We start from the raw sequence: 12,409 nt of genomic DNA on the forward strand, positions 1-12,409 counted from the left end.
CGAAGGCACGAAACCAGTCAGGCGAAGGGTCACACCTGCTACTGCCGACCATCAGCTCACCACTGATGAACCGACCCCGCCATGCTCACAGTCAGGCGAGCAGGACGGCCAGCCAGGCACCGGTGAGCAGGGCCGGGCCGAACGGCAGGGCGGTGTCCCGGCGTACCCGGCGGGCGGCCAGCAGCGCCAGCACCAGCAGCCCCTGGAGCAGGTGCGGCAGGAGCAGGCCGAGCCAGAGGGTAGGCCAGCCCAGCCAGCCCAGCGGCAGCCCGAGCACCGCCGCCAGCTTCACGTCACCGAAGCCGAGCCGGGAGCGGGGCAGCAGCGCCAGCACGACGTACAGCAGGAGGGAGAGGGCGGCCCCGGCGAGCGCGAGCGCCAGACGACCGGGCGTGCCGGTGACGACGGCCGCGACGGTCAACGCGGTGCCGCCGCCGAGCGCGGCCGCGCCGACCAGCGGGTCGGGCAGGCGGAGGCTGGTCAGGTCCGCCACCGCCAGCACCAGACCCACGGCGGCGACCAGCAGGAACGCCGGCAGTGCCGGCTCCGGCCACCGTGCGGCGGCCAACCCACCGAGGACCACCGCCCCCACCACCGCGATCCCCACCGGCGCTGGAACCGAGGCCACGGCCGGCGCTGGAGCCGGCGCGCAGTCGGGCGCTGGAGCCGGCGCCCCGACCGGCGCTGGAACCGAGGCCACGGCCGGCGCTGGAGTCGGGTGCATGGCCGGCGGGGTGCGGGGTGGGAAGGAGCGGGCGATCCGAGGTGCGGCGAGGCCGGCCAGGACGCCGAGCATCGCGGTTACGGTCACCGGGCCGACGGGCACGGCCCTCGACGTTACCGCCGGGACGGTACGGCGGCTGCCCCGTCACCCGCCGGCCGGCGGGCCCGCTCCGTGGTCACCACCAGCGCCACGCCGGCCACGATCACCGCACCGCCGAGCAGCACCTGACCGGTGATCGGCTCAGCCACCAGCAACGCGCCGAGCGCCACCGCCACCACCGGGTTCACGTAGGCGTAGGTGGAGACCAGCGAGATGGGCGCATGGGCCAGCAACCAGACGTACGCGGTGAAGGCGACCAACGACCCGGCCACCAGCAGGTACGCCAGGGCGAACCAGGAACGGGTCGTCACCTGCGCCGGGGAGAACCCGCGCAGTTCACCCCGGGTCACGGACAGCACGACGAGCGCCACCGCCCCGGCGACCATCTCGTAGACGGTGGCGACGAACGGGTCAGCGGGCATCCGCAACCGGTTGGACAGGAACGACCCCACCGACCAGCAGGTGGCCGCCGCGACCACGGTCAACGCACCGACCAGCGGCACCGTCCCCGTCCCGCCCCGGGGGAGCACCAGCAGCACCAGCCCGAGAAAGCCCACCGTCACCCCGGCGAACGTCCACCCCGGCGGGCGGTCCCCGGTGACCGTACGCAGCAGCACCACCAGCAGCGGGACGGTGGCCACCAGCAGCGCGGCGATGCCCGACGGCACCGCCACGCCGGCCGGGCCCGACTCGGCGAGCACCACCAGGCCGTTGCCGCCGGCCAGCAGCAGCACCCCGACCAGCGCGGCCGAGCCGAGTTGCCGCCGGTCGACCCGCAACGCACCCGCGCCCCGCCGCAGCCGCAGGACCACCGCCAGCACCAACGCGGCACCACCGAAGCGGGCGGCAGCCGAGCCGAGCGGCGGCATCGACTCCACCACGACCCGGATACCGAGGTAGGTGGAACCCCACAGCACGTAGACCAGGATGAGTGCGGTCCAGATCAGCGCTGGTCGGGCGGGTGTCGCGGCCGAGGAAGGTGAGGTCATCGCGGGACCACGCTACGGTGACCACGTCGGTGGCGTCCTTCCGGACGACCGGCATCTCGGCACGCGGGAGGGCGGGCATGGCGAACTACGGACCACCGGGCGGTTCCCCGGACCCGTGGGGTGGGCGACGCCCGGACGACCGTTGGGGCCAGCCCGCCCCGGAGCAGCCCCACCCCGCAACCGTGCCGACCCAGCCGACGGGTGGACAGCAGCCCCACCATCCGGCGTACGACCAGTTCCAGTCGGAGCCGTACGGGCCGGCAGGGCAGTTTCCGGCGGGCGGACCGGTGGCCTACCCGGGCAACCCCGGGTCGGGGCGCGGCCGGGGTCCGCTGATCGCGGTGCTGGTTGTGCTCGCCGTGCTGACCGTCAGCGGTGGCACCCTGTGGTACCTGCTGAGCGACGACGAGCCGACGAACACCGGTGCGGCGCTGCCGACGGCACCGGTGGTGCCGGACGCGGCCACTGCCGAACCGGGCGGGTCGACCACCGCCACCCCCGCACCCGCCGCCTCGGCCGACCCGCGCTTCGTCAAGGCTGGGCAGTGCGTCCGCAACGAGGGTCCGGCCGGCGGCAAGCCCAAGCTACTGATCACCGAGTGCGCCCCGAGAACGTACGAGGTCTTACGTCGTTTCGACGGGGCGACCAGTGGTGAAAGGGACGCCGAGGCGAAGTGCGGCAAGGTGGAGGGCTACACCAACTGGTACTTCTTCGACAGCGAGCTGGACACCCTCGACTTCGTCCTCTGCCTGAAGCAGCGCTGAGCCCACCCCTGGGGGAGAGATTGTCAACCTTCGGCCCACCCGACTCCGGCCGCCCCGACGAGGAACAACGTCCCTCGAACAGCGACCCGGAGCCACCCACCGCGCCCCTCGCGCACCCCGACCCCGAACCAGCGACGAAGCCCATCTTCCGCGCCGAGCCGGAGCCACCCACCGTGAGAATTCCGTCGGAGGCGGAACCACCGACGGCACCGATCCCGGGCGGATCGGACGAGCAGCCGACGGCACCCCTCACCCGCAACCAGGACGAGCAGCCGACGGCACCGATCTCCCCGGCGGCTCCACACGCCGCCGAGGAACCGGTGACCGCCGTCAACTCGCCGGCTGCCCCGCATCCGGCTGACGAGACGCCGACCGCGCCGATCTCCGCGCCTGCCCCGGGCGCTGCCGAGGAACCGGTGACCGCACCCCTCCGGGGTGACGCGGACGACCAACCGACCGCCCCGCTCTCCGCCGGGCCGACCGGACCCGATACCGGCCCGGACGAGCCGCCGACCACACCGATCCGCCCGGAGGACGTCGAGCCACCGACCACACCGATCCGCCGGGAGGACGTCGAGCCACCGACCGTGCCGGTGTCACGGGAGGCGGGCGAGCCGGCCACGGCACCCATTCCGAGTGCGGAAGAACCGCCCACCGCACCAATGGCCGCGTCCTCGCCGGAGCCGCCGACGGCACCGATCTCGGCCGCCGCGCCCGAACCGCCGACCACACGACTCTCAGCCACCACGCCCGAACCCCCGACCACACCACTCTCGACCACCACGCCCGAACCGCCGACCGCACCACTCTCGGCCACCACGCCGGAACCGCCGACCGCACCCTTCGCCGCCGAACCGCCGACCGCCCCGATCTCCACGCCACCTGAGCCGCCGACCACCCGGCTGCCGGTGTCGGGAGCCGGGCAGCCGGCCACCACGCCGATGCCCGCAGCGGGCGGCGGATACTCGCCGACCACCCAGATGCCCGCAGCGGGCGGGTACTCGCCGACCACCCAGATGCCGGCAGCGGGGGCTGACTACCCGACGCCGTCTTCCGGAACGGGCTACCCACCTCCGTCCTCGGGGGCGGGTTATCCTCCGCCGGACACCTATCTCCCGCCGACCGGCACGCCGGTGCCGTCCTCGGGGGCCGGCTACCCGCCGCCGGGGCCCTTCCCGCCCGCCGGGCCGACCGCCGCACCGGCGGCCGGCGCGTTCAGCGCACCGGCGTCACCACCACCGGCCAGCTACCCCGCCCAGTCCCCACCGCCCCCGGCACCCAGCTACCCGGGGCCGGCCGCACCGTCATCCGGCTTCCCGGGGGCAGCCGCACCATCGTCCGGCTTCCCGGGGGCAGCCGCACCATCGTCCGGCTTCCCAGGACCGGCCGCACCATCGTCCGGCTTCCCAGGACCGGCCGCACCATCGTCCGGCTTCCCAGGACCGGCCGCACCGCCGCCCGGCTTCCCGGGGCAGCCCACGCCACCGGGATATCCGGGGCAGGGTTTCCCGCCTCCGGCGGCACCGCCGGCAAAGGGTCGGGGCGGTCGGATCGCGCTCATCATCGGGCTGGTGGTGGTCCTGCTGCTGTGCCCGTGCCTCGTGGTGGGTGGCTGGTTCCTCCTGGCGTCGGGTGACAGCGACGATCCGGCTCCGGAGGCGGTCGCGTCCGCCTCGCCGACGGAGAACGGGCCGACCGGGAACGCACCGACGGAGCCGACCGTCGAGCCGACCACGGCCGAGCCGACCCCGACGCCGACCCGGGCGGAGCAGATCGTCCGGGGCGACTGCGTGGTCAACGACGGTACGGCCAGTGACGCCGACCTGCGCAAGGTGCCGTGCGGTCCGAACACCTACGAGGTGCTGCTGCGGATTCCGGCGTCCACCAACGGGGACCGGTGTAAGTCGCTGGCCCCGGAGTCGAACGCCAACTACGTGCACGACAACTCGGTGGACCTCTTCGATTACGTACTCTGCCTGCGCAAACGCAGCTGAACAGGGAAATATGGGGCTGTCTAGCATCAACGCTAGACAGCCCCATATTCGTGTCGAGAGGGTCGCCGGCACCCCCGTCGCCTCCACCACGGGACCTGCCCGGACCCGGTGGGCGACACGCCGGTAGCCCCGTCTACGCATCTCTAGTCCGCAGGCTAGACCGCCCGATACTGTGCGATGCGTGGATCCGGTCCGCAACCCGTACGCCCCGGGCGCCGGTCAGCGCCCGCCCGAGCTCGCCGGGCGGGGGCGGGAGCTGGACGTCTTCGACGTGGTGCTGGAACGGATCGCCCGGGGACGCCCCGAGCGCAGCCTGATGCTCACCGGCCTGCGCGGCGTCGGCAAGACCGTCCTGCTCAACACCCTGCGCTCCCAGGCGATCAACCAGCTCTGGGGCACCGGCAAGATCGAGGCCCGACCGGAGCAGTCGCTGCGTCGACCGATCGCCGCCGCGCTGCACATGGCGGTCCGCGAACTCGCCCCCCGGCACCGGGCACCGGAGCGGATCGACGCCTTCCTCGGCGTACTCAAGGCGTTTGCGCAGCGCAGCGCACCGACCACCGGGCGGGCCGGTGCGGCCCCCCGGTTGCGTGACCGGTGGCAGCCCGGCATCGACGTGCCGGCCAGCAGCGGCCGGGCCGACTCCGGGGACATCGAGATCGACCTGGTGGAGTTGCTCACCGACGCGGCGGCGGTCGCCGGGGACGTGGGCACCGGTATCGCCGTCTTCATCGACGAGATGCAGGATCTCGGTGCGGAGGACGTGTCGGCGCTCTGTGCGGCCTGCCACGAGTTGTCCCAGCTCGGCGCACCCTTGATCGTGGTCGGCGCGGGCCTGCCGCACCTGCCGGCGGTGCTCAGCGCCGCCAAGTCGTACTCGGAGCGGCTCTTCCGTTACCTGCGGATCGACCGGCTGGACCGGATCGCCGCCGACCAGGCACTGTGCGCGCCGGCCGGGCGGGAACAGGTGGAGTACGAGCAGAAGGCCCTCGACCTGCTCTACGAGTCGTCCGGCGGCTACCCGTACTTCGTCCAGGCGTACGGGAAGGCGACCTGGGACCATGCGCCCCGCTCCCCGATCACCGACGCGGACGTCCGGGTCGCCGCCCCGGAGGCGGAGGCGGAGCTGGCGGTCGGTTTCTTCGGTTCCCGGTTCGAGCGGGCCACCCCTGCCGAACGCGAGTACATGCGGGCGATGGCGACCCTGTCCCAGGTGGCGGGCGAGGCTGACGGCGGTGGTCGGGACGACATGGACGCCGCCGTGCCGACCGCCGAGATCGCCCGTGCGCTGGGCCGCAAGCCGGCGAGCCTCTCCCCGGCCCGGGACGCGCTGATCAAGAAGGGTCTGATCTATTCGGGGGAACGCGGCACGGTCGCCTTCACCGTCCCGCACTTCGGCCGCTACCTGCGTACCCAGCCGGCCTGATCGGCACCGGCCACGGGGCGACCGGACCCGCCGGACGGCCGGCACCGGCCACGGGGTCAGACCCGGGACCAGGGGGGTGGGAAGACCACCTCGCCGCGCGGGGGTGGTGGCGCGTCGCTGGTCTCCGGCGGCAGCACCAGCGCCTGCCACGGCTCTCCCAGCCCCGACCAGGGGCTGACCAGCCCCATCCGGTCGGCCCGGGTGAAGCCGAACCGCCGGTAGTACGCCGGGTCGCCGAGGACCACCACCAGCCGCTCGCCCAGCTCGGTGGCGGCCTCCAGCGCGGCCTGCACCACCGCCGTGCCGTGCCCGACCCGTTGCCGGTGCGGGGCCACCGCCACCGGCCCGAGTACCAGCGCCGGGGCGCGTTCCCGGTCGGCCTCGACCCGGACCCGGGTGAGCAGCGCGTACCCGACCACCTCGCCGCCGTACTCGGCGACCATCGCCAGTTCCGGCAGCCACGCCGCACTGCCGCGCAGCTCGTCGACGAGCGCGACCTCACCGGGGGTGGTGCGGTCGGGGCGGGCGAAGGCGGCAGCCAGCACCCGACGGATCGGGCCGGCGTCGGCCGGGCCCTCGGGACGCAACCGCAGGGTCGTCACCGGCGCGACGTTACCGGTCGTGGCAGGTCCATCAGCGACGGTCGCCCAGTTCGGCGTGGCGTGTCATCGCGCCGACCGGCACGGCGCGGTCCCGGGAGCAGCGGCGCGACCTGCTTCGGGCGACGGCACGCAGAGCGCTCCGGATCGGCCGTTGCCCGGATAGCAGGGGTCCAAACGGGGTATGACTGAGCAATGAAACCCGTGCGCTCCCTCGCCCGTGTCATGTTGAGCGGCATCTTCGTGGTCAGCGGCGCCCGCAACTTCCAACACCCCCAGCGGCTCGTGACGGCTGCCCGGCCGGTCACCGACCGGGTCGCTCCGCTGGTCCAGCGGGCCGCGCCGCAGTTCCCCACGGACCCCGAGACGCTGATCCGCGCCAACGCCGCCGTGCAGCTCGCCGCCGGCCTGATGCTGGCCACCGGGAAGTTCACCCGGCCGGCCGCACTGGTCCTGGCCGGCACCCTGGTGCCCACCACCGTCGCCGGTCACCCGTTCTGGGACAACGACGATCCGACGACGCGGAGCAACAACCAGGTGCACTTCCTGAAGAACCTCGGGCTCTTCGGTGGTCTGCTGCTCGCCGCAGCCGACACCGAGGGCAGGCCGGGCCTGCGCTGGCGGGCCGGTCACCGCATCGGCCACTCTCGACGGTCGGTCGGTCGTGCGGTGCGCACCGCCCGGCGGGAGGCCCGGATCGCCGTCCGGTCGGCCGCCGCCGCCCGCCGGCTTCCCGGCTGACCTGCATCGATTCGGCCACCACCCCCCGTAAGGCCGCGAATTACCTGAACCACCCGACACCCGTTAACGCGGTGGAAATGTCAAAAACTGGTGTGGGATCGGACACGGTCGGATAACGCGGGAGGCAGCAACGTGAGGCGCCGTTCTAGGCTCCCTACCGGACCTGGACGGGTAGGACGACCTTGGTATGGGGGTGGCCACGCCATGCCGACGACCGTCGGTAGACGGGCGGACCGCCTCGCCCCAGTCCGTCGCGCAACGCGTGGGATCGATCGTAGGACAGTCGTACGGGTCGGCATCGTGGCCGCCGTCGCCTATGCCGCATGGCTCGCCATCGGTGCTTTCGGGCGGCCGTACAACTTCTTCGACATGAAGATCTACCACGGCGCGGTGGTGTGGTGGGCGAGCGGGCACGAGTTGTACGAGTTCATCGCGCCCACCACCACGCTGGGTTTCACCTACCCGCCCTTCGCCGCGCTGGCCATGCTGCCGATGGCGATGCTGCCGATCGAGGCGGCCGGCTGGATCAACGCGGCCGGCAGCATCGCCGCGCTGGCGGTGATCCTCGCCGCGCTGCTGCGCCCGATCGTCGACCGGCTCGGCTGGCCGCTCTGGTACTCCGTGGCCATCGCCACCCCGATGGCCACCGCCCTCGAACCGGTCCGGGAGACCCTGGGGTACGGGCAGGTCAACCTGCTCCTGTTCGCGTTGATCATGGCGGACCTGGTGGGTCTGCGCTGGCGTTCCCGGCGGGGCACCCACGGACGCGGCACCGACGGCCCGTTCCTGCGGCTGCTCTACAGCGGGTCCTGGGCGGGCATGGGCATCGGCCTGGCCACCGCCGTCAAGCTCACCCCGGCGCTGTTCATCGTCTACCTGCTGGTCACCCGGCAGTGGCGGGTCGCCGCCACCGCCGTCGGCACCATCATCGGCGTCACCCTGGGCAGCTTCGCGCTGGTCGGCACCGAGTCGCGGGCCTACTTCGGCGGGGTGCTGTGGCAGACCGAGCGGGTCGGGGCCGCCGACATGACGCCCAACCAGTCGCTGGCCGGGCTGCTGGCCCGGCTCTACGACTCGATCGAGACGCCCGGTCTGCTCTGGTTGGCGTTCTCGGTGCTGATCCTGGCCGTCGGGTTGTCCCGGGCCGCCAACGCCCGCGCCGACGGCGACGAGCTGACCGCGTTCACCCTGGTCGGGCTGACCGCCAACGTGATCAGCCCGATCTCCTGGTCGCACCACCTGGTCTGGGTCATCCCGGCGATCGTCGTGCTCGCCGACGCCGCCGTACGCCGCCGTGAGGCGAGTCGGGGGCTGTCGGTGCGTACCGGCCCGCAGTCGTTCGGCGGGCCACCCGGGGTGAGTGGGCTGCGCCCGCCGATCTGGTACCCGACGCTGACCGGGTTGCGGCACGGGGCCGCGGCGCTCGGGTTGTACCTGCTCTTCGTGATCTCGCCGATCTGGCCGTACGAGCACAAGCTGCCCGAGGTGTCCCACTACCAGAACGGCCTGTTCGGCGCGCTTATGGAGAACTCGCTCGCGTTGGCGCTGATCGTGCTGGTCGCCGCCCTGCCGTGGCGGCCCGGTGCCGAGCCCGCCTTCTATCCCGACCGGTCGGCCCGTGTCACCACGGCCGGTCGCCGCTGACCCCGCCCGGCCCGCGCCACCACGGTCGGCCGACCCCGGCCGGCCCGGTGGGGCACGACGCCACGGTCAGGGGCAGTTGACCCACTCCTCGGTGCCGTCGGCGAAGACCTGCCGTTTCCAGATCGGCAGCCGCGCCTTCACCTCGTCGACCAGCCGGGCGCAGGCCGCGAAGGCCGCCGCCCGGTGTGCCGTGCTGACCGCCGCCACCAGCGCCACGTCCCCGATGTCGAGCCGACCGATGCGGTGCGACACGGCCACCGCGTAGACGTCGGGGTCGGCGGCGATCTCGGCGGCCACCGCGCGCAGCGTCTCGACGGCGCTCGGGTGGCCCTCGTACTCCAGCAGGGTGACCGGTCGGCCGTGGTCGTGGTCGCGGACCACGCCCTGGAAGGAGACGACCGCGCCGGCCCGGCGGTCGGCGACCGCCGCCTCGTGCGCGGCCAGGTCCAGCGGCTGGTCGGTGACCGCGAGCAGGGCCGTGGTGGGGTCGGCCGTCACCACGTGCGCTCCCCGGGCAGCAACGGCAGCGGTACGACGGGCACCCGGGCCCCGACCTCGCCGGAGGTGCCCGGCCGGATCACCGCGAACCCGTCCGCGCCGGCCAGCCCTCGCAGCATCGCCGAGCCGACGTGCCGGACCGGGTGGGCGGTGCCGGCGGCCCGGTCCAGCCGGACCAGGGCCAGGTGGGTGTAGTCGCCCCGGCCGGGCACCGGCCCGGCGAGGGTGGCGTACGGCAGTGCCGGCAGCACCCGGCCCTGGAGCCCGGCGAGCAGCGGCGCGACCAGCGACACCAGGGCGACGATCGCGGACTGCGGATTGCCGGGCAACCCGGCCACGAAACGGACCCGTCCGTCGTCGTCGACCAGCCGGGCCAGCAGCATCGGGAAGCCGGGCCGGACGGCGACGGTGTTGACCACGTGGTCGGCGCCGAGCGCCTCCAACGTGGGGTGCAGGTGGTCGACCGGGCCGTGCATGGTGCCGCCGGTGGTGCAGACCAGGTCGGCCACGGCCAGCGCCCCGCGCAGGGCGGCCACGTGGGCGGGCAGGGTGTCCGCCACCGGACCGACCACGTCGGAGGGCCGCACCTGGCAGCCGTAGCGGCGCAACCAGGACGGCACGGCGGGACCGAGCGCGTCGCGGACCCGGCCCGACCCGGGCGGGCCGGCGGTGAGCAGTTCGTCGCCGAAGACGAGCAGCGCGGCCCGGGGCTGACGGCGGACCCGGAGCTGGTCGTGCCCGCAGGAGGCGGCCAGCCCGATCAGCGCGGGGTCGACCGGGGTGCCGGCCGGCAGCAGCTCCTCACCGGCCACCGCCTCCTCGCCCGGCTCCCGCCACTCCGGGTTCGGGCGCGGCGTGCCGGTCACCCGCCCGTCCGGGGTACGACCCGAGTCCTCGATGCGCAGGATGGCGGTCGTGCCGGCGGGGACCATCGCGCCGGTGGCGATCTCGACGGTGGTGCCGTCGGCGGTCAACCCGGCCGGGGTGTGTCCGGCGAGTACCCGCCCCACGACGTCCCACGGGCCGGTGCCGCGCACCGCCCAGCCGTCGACGCTGGAGGTGGGGAAGGCCGGCAGGTCGGTCCGGGTGGTCAACGGTTCGGCCAGGGTGTGCCCGTCGGCGTCGGCCAGCGCCCGGTTGACGGCGGGCAGGGCGGCGGCCAGGCCGACCGCGTAGACCCGGGAGCGGGCCTCCTCCCATCCGGCCGGCGGCGGCGCGGCGACCTGGGCCGCGGTGGCGGCGGTTTCCGTGCTCACCGGGGGCCTCCGTTCGGACGGGACGCGGGGCTCCGCGTTCACCCCCGCGAGCCTATCGCCGCCGGGGCGGCCGTGCGGTCAGTGGTCGCCGCCGCGCAACTGGTCGACCGCGTGGGCGAGGATCGGGCCCAGCACGGCCAGACCGTCCTTCGCACCGCCCCGCGAGCCGGGCAGGTTGACCACCAGCATCCGGCCCAGCACCCCGGCCAACCCCCGGGACAGCGCCGAGGTGGGCACCCGGTCCCGGCTGTACGCGCGGATCGCCTCGGCGATGCCGGGGATCTCGTGGTCGAGCAGCGCCCGGGTCACCTCCGGGGTCCGGTCGGTGGGGGTGATGCCGGTGCCGCCGCTGGTCAGCACCACGTCGATCCCGTCGGTGTGGGCGGCGCGCAGTGCCTCGCCGACCGGTTCACCGTCGGGCACCACCACCGGTTCGTCGACCTGGCAGCCCAGCTCGCGCAGGCCGGTGACGAGCAGCGGGCCGCTGGTGTCGGCGTACACCCCGGCGGCGGCCCGGTTGGACGCCACGATCACCCGGGCCCGGATCACGGCCGGTCCTGGGGGCGGACCCACTCGCCGGTCTTGCCGCCGGTCTTGCGCAGCACCCGGACGGCGTCCACGGTGGCGGCCGGGTCGACCGCCTTGACCATGTCGATCAGGGCCAGCCCGGCGACGGCGACCGCGGTCAGCGCCTCCATCTCCACCCCGGTCCGGTCGGCGGTGCGGGCGGTGGCGGTGATCTCGACGGTGTCGTCGGTGAGGCGCAGGTCGACGTCGACGCCGTGCAGGGCGATCGGGTGGCAGAGCGGGATCAGGTCGGGGGTGCGTTTGGCGCCCATGATGCCGGCGAGCCGGCCGACGGCCAGCGCGTCACCCTTGGGCAGCCCGTCGCGGCGCAGCAGGTCCACCACCTCGGCGGTGGTGTGCAGCCGGCCGGCGGCCACGGCGACCCGGCCGGACACCGGCTTGGCGGAGACGTCGACCATGCGGGCCGCGCCTGCGGCGTCGACGTGGCTGAGCTGCGCGGGATCGGTCACGTCCGCGAGCCTAGCGGCCGGGTCCGACCGGGGGGTACGTCCCATTCACCCCGGGCGGTGGGGATCAAGCGGGTCGACGCCGTACGGGATGATTCGTGATCGATAGTTCACCGTCGATTTCATCGGTCGCCACTAATACGTTCTCGGGTCGGCGGGAGAGCGGGAAACGTCATCGCCCGAGAGATCGGACACCTCGTCGTCACGGACGAGAAACCCAACGTCGCGTCGCGACCGCGAATCGCCACCGGGCCACTTCGTCGGCACTGGCACCAGCGCGCCCACACGACTACGCTGCGTTCCGCAATCGGGTGATCCGTCGCACTCACCCGCCGGTCACCGCACAGTTGCTCCAACCAGCGACCCTCACCCGATGTCGCAAACCCCGCCGCTGCACCATTATCTAGCGTTAACGAGAACGGTCGGGAGCACTCAGCACTCCGTTTCCCCGTGGAAACGGAAAGTCACCAACCTGCACTCAATTCTCACCTATCGCTCATAGTTACATTTATACCTCCAAAATCGTCCTAACCGCCCTTAGGCTGTCCCCTGTCAGATCCCGACCGGAAGGTCGGACACGGCGACCAGGGGAGGCGAAAGCGATGTCCGCACACGAGTGGCTCTGAACGATTGTGGTGGCG

The 12,409-nt window shown here is 73.6% G+C and carries 12 protein-coding genes; 5 read left to right on the forward strand and 7 right to left on the reverse strand.

Annotated elements, in window-relative coordinates; genetic code table 11:
- Positions 1-91: 91 nt before the first annotated feature.
- Positions 92-628, reverse strand: coding sequence for a prepilin peptidase (locus AB0C22_RS00005; RefSeq protein ID WP_357532649.1), 537 nt, complete (start codon positions 626-628; stop codon positions 92-94).
- 209 nt (positions 629-837) lie between these two features.
- Positions 838-1,812 (reverse strand): EamA family transporter, encoded by a 975-nt coding sequence (locus tag AB0C22_RS00010; protein WP_208565132.1) that lies wholly within the window; start codon positions 1,810-1,812, stop codon positions 838-840.
- Positions 1,813-2,099: 287 nt separating this feature from the next.
- Between AB0C22_RS00010 and AB0C22_RS00015 the strand changes: the two genes are divergently transcribed.
- The 3 genes from AB0C22_RS00015 to AB0C22_RS00025 all read left to right on the forward strand — a co-directional run bounded on the left by AB0C22_RS00015 (position 2,100) and on the right by AB0C22_RS00025 (position 5,996).
- On the forward strand, positions 2,100-2,576 hold the full coding sequence (locus AB0C22_RS00015; RefSeq protein ID WP_219470480.1) for a hypothetical protein: 477 nt from the start codon (positions 2,100-2,102) through the stop codon (positions 2,574-2,576).
- A 1,571-nt stretch (positions 2,577-4,147) separates the two neighbouring features.
- Positions 4,148-4,570: a hypothetical protein gene (locus tag AB0C22_RS00020; RefSeq protein ID WP_308290954.1), complete on the forward strand. Its 423-nt coding sequence runs from the start codon at positions 4,148-4,150 to the stop codon at positions 4,568-4,570.
- Positions 4,571-4,751: 181 nt separating this feature from the next.
- Positions 4,752-5,996, forward strand: a complete 1,245-nt coding sequence (locus AB0C22_RS00025) for an ATP-binding protein (RefSeq protein ID WP_219465342.1) — start codon at positions 4,752-4,754, stop codon at positions 5,994-5,996.
- Positions 5,997-6,052: 56 nt separating this feature from the next.
- Here AB0C22_RS00025 and AB0C22_RS00030 read toward each other — a convergent pair whose 3' ends face one another.
- Complete coding sequence (locus AB0C22_RS00030) at positions 6,053-6,598, reverse strand: N-acetyltransferase (RefSeq protein WP_208565135.1); 546 nt, start codon at positions 6,596-6,598, stop codon at positions 6,053-6,055.
- A 192-nt stretch (positions 6,599-6,790) separates the two neighbouring features.
- Here AB0C22_RS00030 and AB0C22_RS00035 point away from each other — a divergent pair, with 192 nt between their 5' ends.
- On the forward strand, positions 6,791-7,336 hold the full coding sequence (locus AB0C22_RS00035; RefSeq protein WP_357532652.1) for a DoxX family protein: 546 nt from the start codon (positions 6,791-6,793) through the stop codon (positions 7,334-7,336).
- Between the two features lie 204 nt (positions 7,337-7,540).
- Positions 7,541-8,980, forward strand: coding sequence for a glycosyltransferase 87 family protein (locus AB0C22_RS00040; protein WP_357532654.1), 1,440 nt, complete (start codon positions 7,541-7,543; stop codon positions 8,978-8,980).
- 66 nt (positions 8,981-9,046) lie between these two features.
- Here the strand turns inward: AB0C22_RS00040 and AB0C22_RS00045 are convergent, their stop codons facing one another.
- The 4 genes from AB0C22_RS00045 to moaC all read right to left on the reverse strand — a co-directional run bounded on the left by AB0C22_RS00045 (position 9,047) and on the right by moaC (position 11,771).
- A complete protein-coding gene (locus AB0C22_RS00045) occupies positions 9,047-9,478 on the reverse strand; it encodes a molybdenum cofactor biosynthesis protein MoaE (RefSeq protein ID WP_208565793.1) in 432 nt (143 codons plus the stop codon).
- Positions 9,475-10,734, reverse strand: a complete 1,260-nt coding sequence (locus tag AB0C22_RS00050; protein ID WP_208565138.1) for a molybdopterin molybdotransferase MoeA — start codon at positions 10,732-10,734, stop codon at positions 9,475-9,477. The genes AB0C22_RS00045 and AB0C22_RS00050 overlap by 4 nt, the downstream gene beginning before the upstream one ends.
- A gap of 78 nt (positions 10,735-10,812) precedes the next feature.
- Positions 10,813-11,283 carry a MogA/MoaB family molybdenum cofactor biosynthesis protein gene (locus tag AB0C22_RS00055; RefSeq protein ID WP_219465348.1) on the reverse strand — a complete coding sequence of 157 codons (471 nt, stop codon included), beginning with the start codon at positions 11,281-11,283 and terminating at the stop codon, positions 10,813-10,815.
- Positions 11,280-11,771, reverse strand: coding sequence for a cyclic pyranopterin monophosphate synthase MoaC (gene moaC / locus AB0C22_RS00060; RefSeq protein WP_208565140.1), 492 nt, complete (start codon positions 11,769-11,771; stop codon positions 11,280-11,282). The genes AB0C22_RS00055 and moaC overlap by 4 nt, the downstream gene beginning before the upstream one ends.
- Between the last annotated feature and the right edge of the window lie 638 nt (positions 11,772-12,409).

It is taken from the genome of Micromonospora sp. NPDC048894 (assembly GCF_040649765.1).
In the GTDB taxonomy this organism is placed as follows: domain Bacteria; phylum Actinomycetota; class Actinomycetes; order Mycobacteriales; family Micromonosporaceae; genus Micromonospora; species Micromonospora antibiotica.